Raw genomic sequence first — 22,381 nt, 5'->3', positions numbered from 1 at the left:
TATGTGTGCATGGCCGCACCGTGGCACACCCATGTCACTCGGGTCTGAACGCTTCCTGGGAGTCGGCTGGACGCCCGGCCGCCGGGCACCACCGCATCGCGAGCGAGCCCGGGTAGCGGCGGCGGTGCAGGTGGACACGTCCAGGAAATTCCCAGGAAACACCCAGGGCTCTCCCTGCCGGTCAGACCGGCACGGGGACGCTCAGGTGGCCGGTGGCGTTCTCGGTCCAGGAGTGATCCTCCTCCGAGCGGGACCTGATGGTCAGGGTGCGGCCCGTGGCCGGGTCCTCGGGCCCGACGATGACCTGGAGCAGTGCGGCGCCCCGGGCGCCGAAGGTGACGGGGGCGTTCAGGACGAGTTCCGCTATCTCGTCGATCCCCACCGTCCGCGCGGCGTGGAACGCCAGCTCGACGAAGGCGGTGCCGGGGAGGATGACGGTCCCCATGACGATGTGGTCGCCGAGCCAGGCGTGGTCGGCCAGCGTCACCCGGCCCGTGAACAGATGGCTGCCGTCGGGGAGTTCGGTGGCCGTGGCCAGCAGCGGGTGTGAGGCGGGCTCCAGGCCCAGGCCCGCGGGTGAACCGGCGGGCTCGGGGGTGTCGAGCCAGTAGCGGCGCCGCTGGAAGGCGTACGTGGGCAACGGGACGACCCGGGCCCCGTGCCCGGCCAGGAACCCCTTCCAGTCGACGGCGACCCCGCAGGCGTGGGCCTGGGCCAGCCCGGTGACCAGGCTGGTCGGCTCGTGGTGGCGGGGGCGCAACAGCGGTACGGCGGCGGCCTCGGGCAGCGCCTCGCGGGTGAGCGCGGTGAGCACGGCGTCGGGGCCGATCTCCAGACAGGTGGTGACGCCGAGGCCGTGGAGCGCGGTGAGGCCGTCGTGGAAGCGGGTGGTGCCGCGGATGTGCTCGGTCCAGTACGCGGCGCCGGTGGCGTCGGAGCCGGTGGCGGCGCGGCCGGTGACGGTGGAGATGAGGGGGATGCGGGGCGCGTCGTACCGCAGGGTCTCGGCGACCTGGCGGAAGTCGTCGAGGATGGGCTCCATATGGGGCGAGTGGAAGGCGTGGCTGACGGTGAGGCGGCGGGTGCGCCGCCCTTGGCCGGAGAACTCCGCGGCGATGGCGGTGACGTCGGTCTCGTCGCCGGAGACGACGACCGCGCGGGGCCCGTTGACAGCCGCGATGCCGACGCGTTCGGTGAGGAGAGGAGTGACCTCGTCCTCGGTCGCCTCGACGGCGACCATGGCGCCGCCCGGGGGCAGGGCCTGCATCAGGGTGCCACGGGCCGCCACCAGGCGGCAGGCGTCGTCCAGGGAGAGGACGCCCGCGGTGTGGGCGGCGGCGATCTCACCGATGGAGTGGCCGATGAGATGGCTGGGGGTGATGCCGAAGTCCTCGGCGAGGAGCCGGGTGAGGGCGGTCTGGAGCGCGAACAGGCCGGGCTGGGTGTAGCGGGTCCGGTTCAGGAGCGTGGGGTCGTCCGCGAAGACGACGTCCCTGAGGGGGTGTTCGCCGCCGAGGTGGCGGTCGAGGGTGGCGCAGACCGCGTCGAACGCCTCGCGGTAGGTGGGGTAGGTGTCGTAGAGCTGTCGGCCCATGCCCGGGTGCTGGGCGCCCTGGCCGGTGAAGAGGAAGGCCACCTTCGTGGTGCGGGGCCGGCTGGGGAGGGTGGCGGGGGCGGGGTCCTGGGCGAGGGTGTGGAGATGGGCCAGGAGTTCGTCGCGCGTGGCACCGACCACGGCGGCCTGGTGCTCGAAGGTGGCGCGGGCCGTGGCCAGGGTGCGGGCGATGTCGGTGGGGTGGAGGGTCGGGTGTTCGGTGATGTGGTCGAAGAGGCGCTGCGCCTGGTCGCGGAGGGTCTGTTCGGTCTTGGCGGAGAGCAGCCAGGGGACCGTGGTGGTGTTCGCCGTGGGTTCCGGCGTGGGTGTGGCGGGGGCTTGTTCGAGGATGAGGTGGGCGTTGGTGCCGCTGATGCCGAAGGAGGACACGGCGGCCCGGCGGGGGTGGTCGGTCTCCGGCCAGGGCCGGGCCTCGGTGAGCAGCTGGACGCTGCCGGTGGTCCAGTCGATGTGCGGGCTGGGCTGATCCACGTGGAGGGTCTTGGGCAGGGTGGCGTGGCGTATGGCCTGGATCATCTTGATGACGCCGCCGATGCCCGCGGCGGCCTGTGCGTGGCCGATGTTGGACTTGAAGGAGCCCAGCCACAGCGGCTCGTCGCGGTCCTGGCCGTAGGTGGCGAGCAGGGCCTGTGCCTCGATGGGGTCGCCGAGCGTGGTGCCGGTGCCGTGGCCCTCCACCGCGTCCACCTGGTCGGGGGTGAGCCCGGCGCTTGCGAGGGCGGCGTGGATGACCCGCTGCTGAGCTGGGCCGTTGGGCGCGCTCAACTGGCTGCTCTTGCCGTCCTGGTTGACCGCCGAGCCCCGTATGACGGCCAGGACGGGGTGGCCGTTGGCCTGGGCGTCGGACAGCCGTTCCAGCAGGATCGTGCCGGCACCCTCGGCCCAGGTGGTGCCGTCGGCGGCGGCCGCGAACGACTTGCACCGGCCGTCGGCGGCCAGCCCGCGCTGGCGGCTGAACTCCACGAACATGCCCGGCGTCGGCATCACCGCGGCGCCACCGGCCAGCGCCATGGCCGACTCGTCGTTCCGCAGCGACTGACAGGCCATGTGGAGAGCCACCAGCGACGAGGAGCACGCGGTGTCCACGGTGACCGCCGGGCCCTCCAGACCGAGCGTGTACGCGATCCGCCCGGACGCCACGCTCAGGGTGGTGCCCGTCAGCAGATGGCCCTCGACATCCTCCGGGCCCCGGTGGATGAGCGAGGCGTACTCGTGCCCGGACACCCCGCTGAACACCCCGGTACGGCTGCCGCGCAGCTCACCCGGGGACAGCCCGGCGCTCTCCACACACTCCCAGCTGGTTTCCAGGAGCAGCCGCTGCTGGGGGTCGAGCGCGAGGGCCTCTCGGGGGCTGATGCCGAAGAACTCGGGGTCGAAGCGGTCGGCGTCGTAGAGGAAGCCGCCCTCGCGGGCGTAGGTCTTTCCCGTGGCGTCGGGATCCGGGTCGTACAGGCCGTCCAGATCCCAGCCGCGGTTGTCCGGGAACGGCCCCACCGCGTCACGCCCCTCGGACACCAGCTCCCACAGCCCCTCGGGCGTGGTGGCGCCGCCGGGGAACCGGCAGGCCATGCCCACGACCGCGATCGGCTCGCGGGCCCGTGACTCCGTCTCGGCCAGCCGCTGGCGGGTGCGCTGGAGGTCGGCGGTCACCCGCTTCAGATAGTCGCGCAGCTTGTCCTCGTTCATGATGCGACGCCGCTCCTCCTGGGTTGCCGAGCCCGTCGGCGGGCCCCTGACCGGGTCATGAGAGCCCCAGCTCGTTGTCGATGAAGTCGAAGATCTCGTCGTCCGTCGCGGATTCGATCGTCACGCCCTCCGGCCCCGGCTGCTCCGGTGCGGCGTCCTCCGAGCCGCCCAGCGTCAGCAGCAGGGCCCGCATGCGCGCGGCCACCGCCGTACGGACACCGGGGACGGCCGTGCGCAGACCGCTCTCCAGCCGGTCCAACTCGGCCACCAGCGACTGCGGAACCTCGTCGGGGGCCCGGTCGGGTGCCAGCTCGGCACGCAGCATGGACGCCAGCTGAACCGGCGTGGGGTAGTCGAACAGGGTGGTGGGCGGCAGCCGCAGACCGGTGGCGTGGTTGAGGTTGTTGCGGAACTCGACGGTGGTGAGCGAGTCGAGCCCCATCTCCAGGAATCCGCTGTCGGCGTCGATGGCGTCCGGCGAACCGTGTCCGAGGACCGCGGCCACCTGCCCACGGATATAGGTGAGCAGGATGTCCAGCTGGGTGGCCTCGTCGTGCGGGGCGAGCCGCTGCCGCAGCGTGTCCGGGTCCGCCGCGCCGCCCGTGGCGGCGGCCCGCCGGGTCCGGGAGCGGACCAGCCCCTGCAACACCGGCGGGACCGGGGCATCGCCCTCGCCCAGCCGTGCCAGGTCCAGCTTCGCGGGCACCAGGAGCGCCCGGGGCGAGCGAAGCGCGAGGTCGAGCAGGCCGAGCGCCTGCGCCGTCGGCATCGCGGCGATGCCACCGCGGCCCAGCCGCGCCCGCCCGACTGGATCCAGCCCCGAGGTCAGTTCGCTGGTCTGCGCCCACAGGCCCCACGCCAGCGACAGGCCCGGCAATCCCCGCGCCCTGCGGTGGGCGGCGAGCCCGTCCAGGAAGGTGTTCGCGGCGGCGTAGTTGGCCTGTCCGGCATTCCCGATCGCCCCGGCCGCGGAGGAGAACAGCACGAACGCGGCCAGATCCAGGTCCTCCGTCAGCCGGTGCAGATGCCAGGCGGCGTCGACCTTGGGCCGCAGCACCGCCGACAGCCGCTCCGGCGTCAGCGACGCGATGGCGGCGTCGTCCAGCACCCCGGCCGTGTGGAACACCCCGGTCAGCGGATGCGCGCCGGGAACCGACCGCAGCAGCCCGGCCAGCGCGTCGGCGTCCGCGGTGTCGCAGGCCGCGACGGACACGTCGGCGCCCAGCGCCTTCAGCTCCCCGGCCAGCTCCGCCGCGCCGTCCGCCGCCGGTCCGCGCCGGCTGGCCAGCAGCAGATGCCGTACGCCGTGCCGCTCCACGAGGTGCCGGGCCAGCAGGCCGCCGAGGGTGCCGGTGCCACCGGTGATCAGCACCGTCCCCTCGGGGTCGAGCCCTGCGCCGTTCCCGTCGTCGTCCGTCTCGGGTGTTTCCGGTGTGGGCAGCGTCGCCCGCACCAGCCGGGGCACGCGCAGCTCGCCGCCGCGGATGGCCAGCTGCGGCTCTCCCGTGGCGAGCGCCGCCGGGAGCGCGCGGTACGAGGCGTCCGACTCGTCCAGGTCGACGAGCACGAACCGGCCGGGATACTCCGCGTCCGCGGTGCGCATCAGCCCCCACACCGTGGCCGCCGCCGGATGCGGCACCCGCTCGCCGTCCTCGGCGGCCACCGCACCCCGGGTCAGCACCATCAACCTGGCGTCGGCGAGGGCGTCGTCGGAGACGAAGTCCCGCACCAGGGCGAGGAGTCCGGCGGCCGCGGTGTGCGCGTCCGCCGCCAGGTCACCGCCATCGGAGCGGGCCGGCCCCGCCACCACGATCTGCGGTGGCTTGGCGCCCTCCGCGCCGAGCGCGGCGAGGGTGGGGTGGTCCACCGCGTCGATCCCGGCGGTACGGAGCGCCGCGGCCACCTCCGCCACGCCGATCACCGCCCACGGGCCGCTGCTCTGGGACGCGGGCGCCGGTACGGGGAGCCAGCCCGGCTCGTACAGTGCGTCGCTCTGCCGGGCCCGCGCGGCGGCCAGCTGATCCGGGGCCACCTCGCGCATGGCCAGCCCGGCGATGGTGAGCACCGGAGCGCCGGTCGCGTCGGCCACGGAGAGGGACATCATGTCCCGCTCCGAACGGGTCAGCCGCACCCGCAACCGGGTCGGTCCGACGGCGTGCAAGGCCGCACCGCTCCAGGAGAACGGCAGCCGTACGCGCTCCGACTCGTACCAGAACAGCATCAGCGGGTGCAGCGCCGAGTCCAGCAGCGCGGGGTGGACGCCGTAGGCCTCCGGGTCCGTGCCGTCCGGGAGCGCGATCTCCGCGTAGAGGGTGTCACCGACCCGCCAGCCCGCCCGGAAGCCCCGGAACAGCGGCCCGTACTCGTATCCGCGCCCGATGAACCCGCGGTAGAACTCCTCGACGTCGACCGGCTCGCCCTCGGCGGGCGGCCACGCCGTGAGGTCGAACGCGGGCGCGGGCGCCGCATCGGCGAGGAAGCCACTGGCATGGCGGGTCCACTCGGCCGTCTCCTCGGCCGCCTCGCTCTCCGAGGAGAACAGCGAGAACGACCGCCGTCCCGCCTCGTCCGCGGCGCCCACGGTGAGCCGCAGCTGCCGGGCGCCCCGCTCCGGCACGGCCAGGAAGGCATGGTGGGTCAGCTCTTCGATCTGGTCGCATCCGACATACCCGGCCGCGTGCAGCAGCAGATCCACGAAGGCCACGCCCGGCAGGACGACCGTCCCGTGGACGACATGATCGCTCAGCCACGGCTGGGCCTTGAGCGACACCTCGCCGGTGAACACGGCGCCTTCCCCGTCGGGGAGGGTGATCGCGGCGGTGAGGAGAGGGTGGGTGGAGGTGTTCGGGGCGCTGGGCTTCGATGTCTCCAGCCAGTAGCGCCGGCGTTGGAAGGGGTAGGTGGGGAGGTGGACGGTGGGGGTGCTGGTGTCGCCGATCAGGGGCGTCCAGTCGACGTGGAGGCCGTGGGTGTGTGCGGTGGCCAGGGCGGTGAGGAAGGTGTGGTTGTCGTCCCGGTCGCGGTGCAGGACGGGGACGAGGGTGGTGTCGTCGGTGTCTTCGGGCAGGCTGTCCTGGGCCATGGTGGTGAGGGTGGCGTCGGGGCCGAGTTCGAGGTAGTGGCGGACGCCGTGGGTGTGGAGGGTGGTGATGCCGTCGGCGAAGCGGACGGCTTCGCGGACGTGGCGGACCCAGTAGGTGGGGGTGGTGATCTCGTCGGGGTCGGCCAGCTGCCCGGTGAGGTTGGAGACGAGGGGGATGGTGGGGGAGTGGTAGGTGAGTTCTGCGGCGACGCGGGCGAATTCCTCCAGCATGGGGTCCATGTGGGGGGAGTGGAACGCGTGGGAGACGGTCAGCCTGCGGGTCTTGATGCCGCGTTCGGTCAGGGCGGCGGCGATGCCGGTGGTGGTTTGTTCGTCGCCGGAGATGACCAGAGAGGTGGGGCCGTTGACGGCGGCGATGGTGACTTCGTGTTCGCGGCCTTCGAGCAGGGGGCGAACGTCGTCTTCGGTGGCGCGTAGGGAGATCATCGCCCCGCTGGACGGAAGCGCCTGCATGAGGGTGCCGCGGGCGGCGACCAGGTGGCAGGCGTCGTCCAGGGTGAGGACTCCGGCGATGTGGGCGGCGGTGAGTTCGCCGATGGAGTGTCCGGTGAGGTAGTCGGGAGTGACGCCGAAGGATTCCACGAGGCGGTAGAGGGCGGTTTCCAGGGCGAACAGGGCGGCCTGGGTGTATCGGGTCTGGTTCAGCGGGCCCTGGTCCTCGGCGAAGACGATGTCCTTGAGCGGCTGTTCGGCTTCCAGGTACTGGTCCAAGGTGGTGCAGACCTCGTCGAACGCGTCGCGGAAGGTGGCGTGGGTGTCGTAGAGCCGACGTCCCATGCCTGCCCGTTGGGCGCCCTGGCCGGTGAACAGGAACGCGGTCTTGCCCGGGTGCGGCGTGCCGCGAACCACCGCCGGGGACGGTTCGCCCCGGGTCAGTGCCTCCAGCGCGCGGTCGAAGGACTCGCGCTCATCCGCCACCACCACCGCCCGGTGGTCGAAGGTGGTGCGGGTGGTGGCCAGGGAGTGGGCGATGCGGGCGGGGTGTCCGGCGGTGTGGCCGATGAGGCGCTGGGCCTGGTCGCGGAGGGCCTGTTCGGTCTTGGCGGAGAGGAGCCAGGGGACCGTGGCCGGGTGGGTTATGGGCTCCGGGGCGGGGGTGTCGGGGGCTTGTTCGAGGATGAGGTGGGCGTTGGTGCCGCTGATGCCGAAGGAGGACACGGCGGCCCGGCGCGGGTGGCCGTTCTCGGGCCAGGCGCGGGCCTCGGTGAGCAGCTGAACCTTGCCCGAGGCCCAGTCGATGTGCGGGCTGGGCTCATCGACGTGGAGGGTCTTGGGCAGGGTGGCGTGGCGCATGGCCTGGATCATCTTGATGACGCCACCGATACCGGCCGCCGCCTGGGCGTGGCCGATGTTGGACTTGAAGGAGCCCAGCCACAGCGGCTCGTCACGATCCTGTCCGTAGGTGGCGAGCAGGGCCTGCGCCTCGATGGGGTCGCCGAGGGTGGTGCCGGTGCCGTGGCCCTCCACCGCGTCCACCTGGTCCGGGGTGAGCCCGGCGTTCGCCAGGGCGGCGTTGATGACGCGTTGCTGCGACGGTCCGTTCGGTGCGGTCAGGCCGTTGCTGGCACCGTCCTGGTTGACCGCAGAGCCTCGGACGATGGCCAGGACGGGGTGGCCGTTGGCCTGGGCGTCGGAGAGTCGTTCGAGCAGGACCATGCCCGCGCCCTCGGCCCAGATGGTGCCGTCGGCGGCGGCCGAGAAGGACTTGCAGCGGCCGTCGGGCGCCAGCCCGCGCTGGCGGCTGAACTCGAGGAACATCCCGGCATTCGCCATGATCGTGGTGCCACCGGCCAGCGCCATGGAGCACTCGCCACTGCGCAGCGACTGGCAGGCCAAGTGGAGTGCCACCAGCGAGGACGAGCAGGCGGTGTCGACCGTGACCGCCGGGCCCTCGAAGCCGAACGTGTACGCCACCCGGCCGGACGCCACGCTCGCCGTCGTCCCCGTCAGCAGATAGCCCTCGACGGGTTCACCGCCGTGATGCGTCAGCGAGACGTACTCCTGGGCGGCCACTCCGGCGAAGACGCCCGTGGCGCTGCCGCGCAGGGTCTCGGGCCGGATACCGGCGTCCTCGAACGTCTCCCAGGCCGTCTCCAGAAGGAAACGCTGCTGGGGGTCGAGCGCGAGGGCTTCGCGCGGGGTGATGCCGAAGAACTCGGGGTCGAAGCGGTCGGCGTCGTAGAGGAAGCCGCCCTTTTGGACATAGGTCTTGCCGCGCACATCGGGGTCGGGGTCGTACAGGTCGTCGACGTCCCAGCCACGGTTGTCCGGGAAGTCGCCCACCGCGTCGCGGCCCTCCGCCACCAGCCGCCACAACTCCTCCGGCGTACTGGCGCCCCCGGGGAAACGGCAGCCCATGCCCACGATGGCGATCGGCTCGGCCGTGTCGGAGGGCGCCGGTGCGGTACGGGCGGTGCGCCGGGCCACCTGGGCGGCACCGGCCTCCGCCTGGCCACTGCCCATCAGCTCGCCGCGGATGTAGCTCGCGAGGACGGTGGGGGTGGGGTAGTCGAACAACAGGGTGGACGGGAGACGCATCCCGGACGCCTTGTTGAGCGAGTTGCGCAGCTCCACCGAGCTGAGCGAGTCGAAGCCGAGGTCCTTGAACGAGTGCGCGGGGTCGATCGCGTCGGGCGAGCCGTGTCCGAGGACGGTGGCCACATGACCGCGCAGGAAGTCCAGGACGATCCGGTCCTGCTCGGGCTCGGGGTGTCCCGCGAGCGACTGCCGCAGGCCGCCGGCGTCCCCTCCGGCCGCGACCGTCCGGGCGGCGCTGCGCAGGGGCGTACGGACCAGCCCGCGGAAGATCGGTGCCACGGGGACGGACGTGGCGCGGGCCCGCAGCCCCGCGAGGTCGAGCTTGGCCGGGACCACCACCGCCGGGTCGGCCCGGAGCGCCGCGTCGAAGTGGGCGAGCGCCTGTTCGGCGGGCATCGGCAGCAGCCCGTTGCGGCTCATGCGTGCCCGGTCCTGCTCATCGAGGGTTCCGGCCATGCCGCCGCCCTGGTCCCACAGCCCCCAGGCGAGTGACGTGGCGGGCAGTCCGTGCACACGGCGGTGCCGGGCGAGGCCGTCCAGGAAGCTGTTGGCGGCCGCGTAGTTGGCCTGTCCGGGCGAGCCGAGGACACCGACCGCCGACGAGAACAGGACGAACGCGTCCAGGTCCAGGTCGCGGGTCAGGAGGTGGAGGTTCCACGCGGCGTCCACCTTCGGGCGAAGCACCCCGTCGAACCGCTCGGGGCTGAGCGCCGTCACGATGCCGTCGTCCAGTGTTCCGGCGCAGTGCACCACCGCGCCGAGCGGATGCTCCGCCGGCAGGCTCCCGAGCAGCGCTTCCAGCGACGGGCGGTCGGCGGCGTCGCAGGCCACGATGGTGGCCTCGGCGCCGAGTTCGGCGAGTTCCGCGGCGAGGGTGCTCTCCGCCCGCGGGCCGCTCCGGCTGATGAGCAGCAGCCGCCTGACGCCGTAGGTGCCGACCAGGTGGCGGGCGAGGAGCGTGCCCAGGGCGCCGGTGCCACCGGTGATGAGCACCGTCTTGTCCGGATCGAACGGCGCCGGAGCGGTGCCCGGCGTGTCGGTCTCGGTGGCGGGGCGGGCGAGGCGAGGGGCCAGAAGCGCGCCGTCGCGCACGGCGAGTTGCGGTTCCGTCGTGGCGAGGGCGGCCGGGACGGCGCTCAGTGAGGAATCCGAGCCGTCGAGGTCGATCAGGGTGAACCGGTCCGGGTGCTCCGACTGAGCGGTGCGGATCAGTCCCCAGACCGCCGCTCCGGCCAGGTCGGCCGGCTCGTCGCCGGTGCCGGTGGACATCGCGCCCCTGGTGAGGATCACCAGGCGGGAGTCCGGCCGGTCGTCGGAAACGACCGCCTGGACCAGACCGAGGACGCGATGGGTGAGGGAGCGGGTCGACTGCGCCGGGTCGGCGTCGTTCTCGGAGACGCACCACGTGACGAACACCTCGGGCCCGGTGGAGTCGTCGTCCCGCTGCGCGGTCGGGAGCGCCACCGCGTCCTGCGGGACCTCGACCGTGTCCTGTATCCCGTCCTCGGGTGCCGGGACGGCGAGCCAGTCGACCTCGTACAGCTCTCCGGCGTCGGCCGCACGCGCGGCGGCGAGTTGGTCGGGGCCGACCGACCGCATGATGAGGGCGTCGATCGTCATCACCGGCGCACCCGTCTGATCCGCGATGACCAGCGACACCGTGTCCGGCGTGGGCCACATGAGACGGATCCGCAGGGCCCTCGCCCCGGTCGCGTGGAGGGAGACACCGCTCCACGAGAACGGCACCCTGATGGTGTCGTCCGCCGCCTCGCGTCCCGCGACGAGCGCCGCGGGCTGGAGGGCCGAGTCGAGCAGACCGGGATGGATGCCGTACGCGCCGGGATCGGCGTCGGCGGGGAGGGACACTTCCGCGTACGTGGTGTCCCCGTCCCGCCAGGCCGCGCGCATCCCCCGGAACAGCGGTCCGTAGCCGAAGCCCGCACCGGTGACCCGCCGGTAGAACTCCTCCGTGTCCATGGGGACCGAGGCGGCCGGGGGCCAGACCTCGTCCGTCAGCACCCCTGCCGTCGCGGGCGCTTCCCTCTCCTCGGCCGCGAGCACTCCCGTGGCATGGCAGGTCCACTCGTTCTCGGCCGGGGCGTCCTCCGGCCGGGAGTAGACCGCGAGGGAGCGCCGCCCGGAGTCGTCCGCCGCTTCGACGAGGACCCGGAGCTGGAGAGCGCCGCGTTCCGGCACGGCGAAGAACACGTGGTGGGTGAGTTCCTCGATGTGGCCGCAGTCGACGTGGCGTGCCGCGTGGAGGAGGAGATCGACGAACGCCACACCGGGCACGATCATCGACCCGAAGATGGCATGTTCGGCCACCCAGGCGGGGTCGGATCCGGAGACACGACCGGTGAAGAGGTGCCCGCCCCCATTGGGGAGTTCGGCCATGGTGGTCAGCACCGGATGGCCGGTCGCCGTCAGCCCCAGACCGTCGGCACCCGCGGTGGGCCTGGTCCTCTCCAGCCAGTAGCGCTGACGCTGGAAGGGGTAGGTGGGGAGGTCGACGGTGGGGGCGCCGGCTTCGCCGATGAGGGGCGTCCAGTCGACGGGGAGGCCGTGGGTGTGTGCGGTGGCCAGGGCGGTGAGGAAGGTGTGGTTGTCGTCCCGGTCGCGGTGCAGGACGGGGATGAGGGTGGTGGCGTCGGTGTCTTCCGGTAGGGAGTCCTGGGCCATGGTGGTGAGGGTGGCGTCGGGTCCGAGTTCGAGGTAGTGGCGGACGCCGTGGGTGTGGAGGGTGGTGATGCCGTCGGCGAAGCGGACGGCTTCGCGGACGTGGCGGACCCAGTAGGTGGGGGTGGTGATCTCGTCGGGGTCGGCCAGCTCGCCGGTGAGGTTGGAGACGAGGGGGATGGTGGGGGAGTGGTAGGTGAGTTCAGCGGCGACGCGGGCGAATTCCTCCAGCATGGGGTCCATGTGGGGGGAGTGGAACGCGTGGGAGACGGTCAGCCTGCGGGTCTTGATGCCGCGTTCGGTCAGGGCGGCGGCGATGCCGGTGGTGGTTTGTTCGTCGCCGGAGATGACCAGGGAGGTGGGGCCGTTGATGGCGGCGATGGCCACTTCGTGCTCACGGCCTGCCAGCAGCGGTCGTAGCTGCTCCTCGGTGGCCCGTACGGAGATCATGGCACCCCCGGCGGGGAGCGCCTGCATCAGTGAACCGCGGGCGGCCACCAGATAGCAGGCGTCGTCCAGGGTGAGGACTCCGGCGATGTGGGCGGCGGTGAGTTCGCCGATGGAGTGGCCGGTGAGGTAGTCGGGGGTGATGCCGAAGGACTCCACGAGGCGGTAGAGGGCGGTCTCCAGGGCGAACAGGGCGGCTTGGGTGTACCGGGTCTGGTTCAGCGGGCCCTGGTCCTCGGCGAAGATGACGTCCTTGAGGGGCTGTTCGGCCTCCAGGTACTGGTCCAGCGTGGCGCAGACCTCGTCGAACGCGTCGCGGAAGGTGGCGTGGGTGTCGTAGAGCCGGCGTCCCATGCCTGCCCGCTGGGCGCCCTGGCCGGTGAACAGGAACGCGGTCTTGCCCGGGTGGGTGGTGCCGCGCACGACGGCCGGGGACGGTTCGCCACGGGTGAGGGCGTTGAGCGCGTGGTCGAAGGACTCGCGCTCATCCGCCATGACCACGGCCCGGTGGTGGAACAGGGACCGTGTGGTGGCGAGTGCGTGGGCGACTCGATCCGGGGGCAGCTCGGGGCTCACCTCGAGGTGGGTGCGCAACTGCTGGGCCTGGGCCCGGAGGGCCTGCTCGGTCTTGGCGGACAGGACCCAGGGGACCGTGGTGGTGTTCGCCGTGGGTTCCGGCGTGGGCGTGGCGGGCGCTTGCTCCAGGATCAGGTGGGCGTTCGTCCCGCTGATGCCGAAGGCGGACACGGCGGCCCGGCGGGGGTGGCCGTTCTCGGGCCAGGGCCGGGCCTCGGTGAGCAGTCGCACACGGCCGGTGGTCCAGTCGATGTGCGGGCTGGGCTCGTCGACGTGGAGCGTCTTGGGCAGGGTGGCGTGGCGCATGGCCTGGATCATCTTGATGACGCCACCGATGCCCGCGGCGGCCTGCGCGTGGCCGATGTTGGACTTGAAGGAGCCCAGCCACAGGGGCTCCTCGCGGTTCTGTCCGTAGGTGGCGAGCAGGGCTTTGGCCTCGATGGGGTCGCCGAGGGTGGTGCCGGTGCCGTGGCCCTCCACCGCGTCCACCTGGTCCGGGGTCAGCCCGGCGTTCGCCAGGGCGGCGTTGATGACGCGCTGCTGCGACGGGCCGTTCGGCGCGGTCAGGCCGTTGCTGGCACCGTCCTGGTTGACGGCCGAGCCTCGGATGACGGCCAGAACACGGTGTCCGTTGGCCTGGGCGTCGGAGAGCCGTTCGAGCAGGACCATGCCCGCGCCCTCGGCCCAGATGGTGCCGTCGGCGGCGGCCGAGTACGACTTGCAGCGGCCGTCCGGGGCCAGCCCGCGCTGGCGGCTGAACTCCAGGAACATCCCGGCGTTCGCCATCACGGTGGCGCCACCGGCCAGCGCCATGGAGCATTCGTCGCTCCGCAGCGACTGGCAGGCCATGTGGAGGGCCACCAGCGAGGAGGAGCAGGCGGTGTCGACGGTGACCGCGGGGCCCTCGAAGCCGAAGGTGTACGCCACGCGGCCGGACGCCACGCTCGCCGTCGTCCCCGTCAGCAGGAAGCCGTCGACGGGCTCGCTGCCCTGGTGGACGAGGGAGCCGTACTCCTGGGTGACGACTCCGGCGAAGACGCCGGTGGCGCTGCCGTCCAGCGTGTCGGGCCGGAGCCCCGCGTCCTCGAACGTCTCCCAGGCGGTTTCCAGGAGCAGCCGCTGCTGGGGGTCGAGCGCGAGGGCTTCGCGGGGGCTGATGCCGAAGAACTCGGCGTCGAACTCGGCCGCGTCGTACAGGAAGCCGCCCTCGCGGGCGTAGGTCTTGCCGCGCACATCCGGGTCGGGGTCGTACAGGTCGTCGAGGTCCCAGCCGCGGTTGTCGGGGAACGCCCCCACCGCGTCGCGGCCCTCGGCCACCAGCCGCCACAGCTCCTCCGGTGTGCCGGCGCCACCGGGGAAACGGCACCCCATGCCGATGACCGCGATCGGCTCGTCGTCGTGCGGGGTGGGCGCGGCGGCGTCGGCGGCCCCGGTGCCGGCGGCGCGTGGGGTGCTCGCGGTGTCCGCCGCCACGGCGGGGACCTCCGGCGGCGGGGCGTCACCGGCCAGTTCGTCCCTGAGGTAGGTGATCAGGGCGGCCGGTGTGGGGTGGTCGAACAGCATGGTGGACGGCAGATGCAGCCCCAGGGCCTCGCCCAGGACGATGAGCAGTTCGATGCCCGCGAGCGAGTCGAATCCCAGGTCCTTGAACGAGGTGCCGGGGTCGATGGCGGGCGGCGAGCTGTGGCCCAGGACGGTGGCGATGTGCAGGCGCAGGACGTCCAGCAGCAGATCCCGCTGTTCGGCCTCGGGCAGCCCGGCGAGCCGCCCGCGCAGGGACGTGTCCTGCCCGCTGTCGCTTTCCCGGCCGGTGGGCGCGACGGCCTGCGCGGGAAGCAGGTCGGCGAGCAGCGGGGACAGCGGGCTCGACGCCCGCTGCGCGTGTGCGCCGGTGAGATCGAGGCCGGTGGGCACGAGCACCGTGCGCTCGGCCGCGAGGGCCGCGTCGAAGAGCGCGAGCGCCCGCGCGGTGGGCATCGGCGCCAGTCCCTCGCGGCTCATACGGGCCAGGCCACGCCGGTCCAGGGTGCCGCCCATGCCGCCGTCCTCGGCCCACAGGCCCCAGGCGAGGGAGGTGGCGGGCAGACCGTGTCCGTGGCGGTGGTGGGCGAGCGCGTCGAGGAAGGCGTTGGCGGCGGCGTAGTTGGCCTGCCCGGCGGTGCCCAGGGTGCCGGCCACGGAGGAGAACAGCACGAACGCGCTCAGGTCCGCGTCCCGGGTCGCCAGGTGGAGGTTCCACGCGCCGTCCGCCTTGGGGCGCAGCACCGTGCCCAGCCGGTCCCGGTCGAGGTCGGTGACCACGCCGTCGTCCAGGACGCCCGCGCAGTGCACCACCGCGCCGAGCGGGTGTTCCCCGGGCAGGGCCGCCAGCAGCGCGGCCAGGGCGTCGCGGTCGCCGACGTCGCAGGCGGCGACGGTGACCTCGGCGCCGAGAGCGGTCAGCTCCTCGGTGAGGGCGCCCGCCGCGCCGGGGCCGCTCCGGCTGGTCAGCAGCAGCCTCCTGACCCCGTGCCGGGTGACCAGGTGGCGCGCGAGGAGGGCGCCGAGGGCGCCGGTGCCGCCGGTGATGAGCACCGTGCGTCGCGCGTCGAACGCGGTGACGGGGGAGGCGGGCGGTTCCGGTGCCAGACGCGTCAGGCGGGGTACGAGTAACTGCCCCTCGCGCAACGCCAGTTGTGGTTCCCCGGTGGCCAGGGCCGCCTCGATGGCCTCTTCGGAGGCCCGTGAGCCGTCGAGGTCGAGGAGGGTGAACCGGTCCGGGTGCTCGGTCTGGGCCGAGCGGATCAGGCCCCACACCGACGCGGCGGCCGGATCGGCGCCGGTCCGGTCCGCGCCGGTGGATACCGCGCCCTCGGTGAGGACCACCAGGCGGGCGCCCGGCCCCGCGTCGGCCAGGACCGTCCGCAGCAGCTCCAGGGCGTGGTCGGTCGCGGCGTGTGCCGCCTCGGCCGCCTCGGCGCCGTCTTCAACCGCCTCGCCGGACCGGGCGAGTACCGCCTCCGGCCGGGCCGCGCCGGACCGCAGCGCGGTGCGCAGGGCTTCGGTGTCCGGGTACGTCTCGGTCGCGGGGCCGAGCGCGGCCAGCGCCGCGGCGACCAGCCGGTCGCCCGCGTCCCCGACCACGGCCCACCCTGCCCCCTCGGGGGAGGCGGCGGCGTCCGGTGGCGTGGCCACCGCGCGCCAGGTGACCTCGTGGAGCGCGCCGTCGCGGTCGGGCCGGGCCGCGGCGAGCTGCTCGGGGCCGACCGCGCGCAGGGCGAGGGATTCGACGGTCAGGACCGGCGCCCCGGACGCGTCCATGACCCGCAGCGCGACCGAATCCGGCGCGAGACGCGTGAGCCGGACCCGCAGGGCGCGTGCGCCGGTGGTGTGGAGGGTCACGCCGCTCCAGGAGAACGGCACCTGGAGCGTGCCGTCCTCGGAATCGCTGGCGGCCAGCGCGATCGGGTGGAGCGCGGAGTCGAGCAGCCCGGGGTGGACGCCGTACGGGCCGGGCGCGGTGCCCGGGGGCAGGGCGACATCGGCGTACAGTGCGTCGCCGTCCCGCCAGGCGGCCTTGAGCCCCTGGAAGACCGGGCCGTAGCCGAAACCGGCGTCGGCGATCCGCCGGTAGAAGCCGTCGGTGTCGAGGGGTTCGGCGGAGGCCGGGGGCCAGACCGGGTCGGCGGGCGCGCCGGTGTCCTCCGCGGTGGCGCCGAGCGCGCCGGTGGCGTGGCAGGTCCAGTCGGTGCCCGGCGCGGCGTCCTCGGGCCGTGAGTGGACGGCGAAGGCCCGCCGCCCCGTGTCGTCCGCCGTCCGCACCAGGACCCGCAGTTGGAGGGCGCCGTGCTCGGGGAGGGCCAGGAAGACGTGGTGGGTGAGCTCCTCGACGCGGGCGCACCCCGTCCGCGCCGCGGCGTGCAGCAGCATGTCCACGAACGCCACGCCCGGCATGACGGGTGTGCCGAAGACGGCGTGGTCGGCCGCCCAGCCGGGGGTGGCGGCGTTCACCCGGCCGGTCAGGAGCAGCCCGCCCGGGTCGGGCAATTCGGCCGCGGTGGTCAGGATCGGGTGGCCGGTCGCGGTCAGCCCCAGGCCGTCGGCGCCCACGGTGGGCTTCGGCGTGTCCAGCCAGTAGCGCTCGCGCTGGAACGGGTACGTGGGCAGGTCGACAACCGGGTGCGTGGCGTCACCGTACAGGCGGGCCCAGTCGACGGCGACACCATGGACGTGCAGCCGTCCGAGGGCGCCCATCAGCGCCTGCGGCTCGTCGCGGTCGCGGTGGAGGGTGGGGACGAGGGTGGCGGCGTCGGGGTCGGTGAGGCTGTGGCGGACCATGGCGGTGAGAACGCGGTCCGGCCCCAACTCCACGTAATGGGTGGCGCCTTCGGCCTCCAGCCGGGTCACCGCGTCGGCGAACCGGACGGTGCCGCGCACATGCCGCACCCAGTACTCCGCGGTGGCCACATCGCCGTCCGCCACCACCGGAACGCGCGGTTCGGCGTACGTCACGCCCTCGGCGACCGCGCGGAAGTCCTCCAGCATCGGGTCCATCAACGGCGAGTGGAACGCGTGGGACACCGTGAGGCGGTTCGTACGGCGCTCACCGAGCCGTTCGAGGACGGCGGCGACGGCGTCCTCGGTACCCGAGAGCACCACGGAGGTGGGGCTGTTGACCGCGGCGAGTGCCACCCGCTCCGTCAGATACGGGGCCACCTCCTCCTCGGTGGCCTCGACCGCCACCATCGCACCGCCGGGCGGCAGCGCCCCCATCAGCCGCCCCCGCGCGGTGACCAGCGCGGCGGCGTCCTCCAGCGAGAACACCCCGGCGACCTGCGCGGCGGCCAGCTCCCCGATCGAGTGACCGGCGACGACATCGGGCCGTACGCCCCAGGACTCCAGCAGCCGGAACAGCGCCACCTCCACCGCGAAGATCGCGGGCTGGGCGGACTCCGTACGGTGCAGCGCCTCCTCGTCGCCCCACATCACCTCGCGCACCGCCGGGTCGAGCACGGCGCACACCGCGTCGAAGGCGCGGGCGAACACCGGGAACGCCTCGTACAGCCCCCGGCCCATCCCCAGCCGCTGGCTGCCCTGGCCGGTGAACAGGAAGGCGGTCCTGCCGGGGCGGGCGGTGCCGCGCAGCAGGGCGGGCGACGGTTCGCCGCGGGTGAGGGCGTCCAGGGCCCGGTCGAACGCCTCGCGGTCGGCCGCCACCACCGCGGCCCGGTGGGTGAAGTGGGCGCGGGTGGTGGCCAGGGAGTGGCCGATGGCGGCGGGTGTGAGGCCCGGGTGGCCGGCCAGGTGGCCGCGCAGCCGCCGGGCCTGGTCGCGGAGGGCCTGCTCGGACTTGGCGGAGAGCACCCACGGGAGCACGGCTCCTTGGGGAGCGCCCGAGTCCTGCTGCTCCTGCGCGTCCTCGGGCGTGGGCGGGGCTTCGAGGATGAGGTGGGCGTTGGTGCCGCTGATGCCGAAGGAGGATACGGCGGCCCGGCGGGGGTGGCCGTTCTCCGGCCAGGGCCGGGCCTCGGTGAGCAGTCGCACACGGCCGGTGGTCCAGTCGATGTGCGGGCTGGGCTCGTCGACGTGGAGGGTTCTGGGCAGGGTGGCGTGGCGCATGGCCTGGATCATCTTGATGACGCCACCGATACCGGCCGCCGCCTGGGCGTGGCCGATGTTGGACTTCAGCGAGCCCAGCCACAGCGGCTCCTCGCGCCCCTGGCCGTAGGTGGCGAGCAGGGCCTGCGCCTCGATGGGGTCGCCCAGGGTGGTGCCGGTGCCGTGGCCCTCCACCGCGTCCACCTGGTCCGGGGTGAGCCCGGCGTTCGCCAGGGCGGCGTTGATGACGCGTTGCTGCGACGGTCCGTTCGGCGCGGTCAGGCCGTTGCTGGCACCGTCCTGGTTGACCGCAGATCCTCGGATGACGGCAAGAACACGGTGTCCGTTGGCCCGGGCGTCGGAGAGGCGTTCCAGCAGGACCATGCCCGCGCCCTCGGCCCAGATCGTGCCGTCGGCACCGGCCGCGAACGACTTGCACCGGCCGTCCGCGGCCAGTCCGCGCTGCTGCCCGAACTCCACGAACATGCCCGGGGTCGCCATCACCGTGACGCCACCCGCCACCGCCAGCCCACAGTCCCCGACACGCAGCGCCTGCACCGCCTGGTGCATCGCGACGAGCGACGACGAGCAGGCCGTGTCGATCGTCACCGCCGGACCCTCGAGACCGAAGGTGTAGGCCAGCCGTCCCGACGCGACGCTCGCGGTGTTGCCGGTGAGCAGATAGCCGCCCAGCCCGTCGTCGCCCTCGTGCAGCCGGGGGCCGTACTCCTGTGACATCGCGCCCACGAACACCCCGGTGCCGCTGCCGTGCAGCGTGCCCGGGTCGATCCCGGCGCGTTCGAACGCCTCCCAGGTGACCTGCAGCAACACCCGCTGCTGCGGGTCCATCGCGGTGGCCTCGCGCGGGCTGATGCCGAAGAACTCCGCGTCGAACCCGGCGGCGTCGTCCAGGAACCCGCCGTGCCGGGTGTAGGTCTTGCCCCGCACCCCCGGCTCGGGGTCGTACAGGGCGTCCAGGTCCCAGCCCCGGTCGGTGGGGAAGCCCGAGATGGCGTCCACACCGCCGTCGACCAGCCGCCACAGCTCCTCGGGCGAACCGGCGCCACCGGGGAAGCGACAGGCCATGCCGACGACCACGATCGGGTCGTCGGCGTCCACCGCGCGCGGTGCGGACGTGGCGGGCGACGTGTCCTCGCCCAGGGCCAGTTCGCACAGCTTCCGCGCCAGCCGGGACGGGCTCGGGTGGTTGAAGACGACGGTCTCCGGCAGCGCCAGCCCGGTGGCGTCCACCAGGTTCTGCCGCAGCTGGACCGCCATCGTGGAGTCCATGCCCAGCTCACGGAACGCCCGGTCGACGTCCACCGTGTCCGTGCTCAGGTGGCCCAGCACGATGGCCGTGCGCAGCCGCACCAGCTCCAGCGCCGTACGGTGCCGCTCGTCCTCCGGCAGCCCGGCGATCCGCTCCGGCCACGTCGTCGTTCCGGAGCCGGACACCGGGGCCTGCGCGCGCTCGGCCTCTTCGCGCGGGGCCGTGGGCTCGTACGCGGCGGACACCTCCGGCCAGTGGCGCTCGCGCTGGAAGGCGTACGTGGGCAGCGCCACGCGGCGCGGCGTCCGCCCCGCGAACACGGCCGGCCAGTCCACGGGCAGCCCGCGCACATGAAGCTCCGCCAGGGAGGTCAGCAGCGGCGGCCACGGCGCCTCGTTGCGCCGCAGCGACCCCACGACCAGCGCCTCCGGCAGCGTCTCGCGCAGTCCGAGGGTGAGCACGGGATGCGGGCTCGACTCGAGATACGTGCCGAAGCCCGCCTCCGCCATGGCCCGGAGCGTCGCCTCGAAGAGGACGGGCTGACGGAGGTTGGTGTACCAGTACCCGGCGTCCAGCCCGGCCGTGTCGATGGCGCTTGCCGTGACCGTCGAATAGAACGCGATGTCACACGAGCGCGGCGTCACCCCCGCGAGCTGCTCCAGCAACCGCTCCCGGATGGCCTCCATATGCGGCGAGTGCGAGGCGAAGTCCACGGCGGGGACGGCCTTCGCCCGGATCCCGTCCGCCTCGCAGCGGGCCAGCAGCGCGGCCACCACCTCCGGGGCCCCGGACACCACCGTGGCGCCGGGCCCGTTGACCGCGGCGATGCTCAGGCCCTCGCCGAAGCCGGCGATGTAGTCCGCGACCCGGTCGGCCGGGAGCGGCACCGACGCCATGGCCCCGGTGCCCGCCAGCGTCATGATGGTCCGGCTGCGCAGCGCCACCACCCGGGCGGCGTCCTCCAGGCTGAGCGCTCCCGCGATGTGCGCCGCGGCCACCTCGCCCTGCGAATGCCCCACCACCGCGTCCGGCCGCACGCCCAGCGACTCCCACACCCGGGCGAGCGACACCATCACCGCGAACAGCACGGGCTGCACGACATCCGCGCGGTCGAGGGACGGCGCGCCGGTCCCGGCGGTCAGCGTGTCCAGCAGCGACCAGTCGACGTACGGGGCGAGCGCCGCGTCGCACGCCTCGATCGAGGCACGGAAGACCGCCGACGTACGCAGCAACTCGCGCGCCATGCCCTCCCACTGCGACCCCTGCCCCGGGAACACCAGCGCCACCTTGCCGTGGTCGCCCGTGACACCCGTGACCAGCCCCGGCAGTTCGGCCCCGGTCCGCAACGCCTCCAGCTGCGCGTCGTGGTCGAGCCCGAGGGCCACGGCGCGGTGCTCGAAGTGGGTGCGGGTGCGGGCCAGCGACCAGCCGACGTCGTACGGATCCGAGTCGCCGTCAGGGGTACGCCGCTCCAGCAGCCGCCCGGCCTGGGCGCGCAACGCCGCCTCCGTACGCCCCGACACCAGCCACGGCGCCAGCGGGATCACCGGCTCACCGCTTCCCGAAGCGTCCTGCGCGGCCCGCTCCGGCCCCTCGCCCAGCACGACGTGGCAGTTCGTCCCGCCCACGCCGAAGGAGCTCACCCCGGCCAGCAGCGGCCCGTCCGGCCACGGGCCGCACGCGGTCCGGACGCGCAGGTTCAGCGCCTCGGGGTCGATGCGCGGATGCGGCGCCTGGTAGTTCAGGCTCGCCGGGATCTCCCGGTGCCGGATGCTCAGCGCCGTCTTGATCAGCCCGACGATCCCGGCCGCGCCCTCCAGATGCCCGACGTTGGTCTTGGCCGAGCCGACGAGAACGGGCGAGCCCGCGGGCCGCGCGCTGCCGTACGCGGCGCCCACGCCCTCCGCCTCCAGCGGATCGCCCGTCGGCGTGCCCGTCCCGTGCAACTCCACATAGCGCACCCGCGCCGGATCCACCCGCGCGTCCTCGCACGCCCGCCGCGCCACCGCCGCCTGGGCCTCGGCGCTGGGCACGGTGAGCCCGGCGGTGGCGCCGTCGTTGTTGACCGCGCTGCCGAGGATCACCCCGTACACCGTGTCCCCGTCGCGTACCGCGTCCGTCAGCGGTTTCAGCACCACGACGCCGCCGCCCTCGCCGCGTACGTAGCCGTTGGCGCGCGCGTCGAAGGTGAAGCAGCGCCCGTCCGGCGACAGTCCGCCGAACCGCCCGGCGACCTCGGCGCTCTCGGGAGCGAAGTTGAGCGCCACCCCGCCCGCCAGCGCCAGGGTGCACTCGCCCTTGCGCAGGCTCTCCACCGCGAGGTGCACCGCCACCAGCGACGACGACTGCGCGGTGTCCACCGCCAGGCTCGGGCCGCGCAGACCCAGCGCGTAGGAGACCCGGTTGGCGATGACACCGCGGTTCAGCCCGGGCAGCGAGTGCTGGGTGATCGCGCCGCCGCGCTGCGCCAGCGCCGCGTAGTCACCGGCGATCGCCCCGACCATGACGCCCGTCGCCGTGGAGCGCAGCGTCTCGGGGACGATGCCCGCGTCCTCCAGCGCCTCCCAGGCCAGTTCGGCGAACAGCCGCTGCTGCGGGTCGATCGCCACCGCCTCGCGCGGCGAGATGCCGAAGAACGCCGCGTCGAACGCGTCCACCCGGTCGAGGAACCCTCCGTGGCGCAGCCCGGCCCGATGCCGTTCCCCCTCGCCCGGCAGCACCGCGTCCGGATCCCAGCGGTCCGGCGGCACCTCGGTGATCGCACTGCGGCCCGCGCGCAGCAACTCCCAGAAGGCGCCGGGGTCGGGCGCCTGGGGGAGGCGGCACGACACGCCGGTGATTGCGATGGCATCAGTACCGTGAACAAGATCACTCGTCATGGTGGCGAGTGCCT

2 protein-coding genes are annotated in these 22,381 nt (G+C 73.6%); both read right to left on the bottom strand.

The window, feature by feature from the left end:
- Positions 1–181 precede the first annotated feature (181 nt).
- Positions 182–3,301: a type I polyketide synthase gene (locus ABZ562_RS15825; RefSeq protein WP_361478841.1), complete on the bottom strand. Its 3,120-nt coding sequence runs from the start codon at positions 3,299–3,301 to the stop codon at positions 182–184.
- Between the two features lie 55 nt (positions 3,302–3,356).
- Positions 3,357–22,367 (bottom strand): type I polyketide synthase, encoded by a 19,011-nt coding sequence (locus ABZ562_RS15820; protein WP_361478838.1) that lies wholly within the window; start codon positions 22,365–22,367, stop codon positions 3,357–3,359.
- Between the last annotated feature and the right edge of the window lie 14 nt (positions 22,368–22,381).

This window comes from Streptomyces sp. NPDC019937, assembly GCF_040631655.1.
Taxonomy (GTDB): domain Bacteria; phylum Actinomycetota; class Actinomycetes; order Streptomycetales; family Streptomycetaceae; genus Streptomyces.
Note: the sequence above shows the minus strand (reverse complement) of the source record. Positions and strands in the feature narration are given on the sequence as shown.

Coding starts and splice junctions, on each gene's coding strand:
- ABZ562_RS15820 (WP_361478838.1), bottom strand. CDS start 22,367: ATGACGAGTGATCTTGTTCACGGTACTGATGCCATCGCAATCACCGGC.
- ABZ562_RS15825 (WP_361478841.1), bottom strand. CDS start 3,301: ATGAACGAGGACAAGCTGCGCGACTATCTGAAGCGGGTGACCGCCGAC.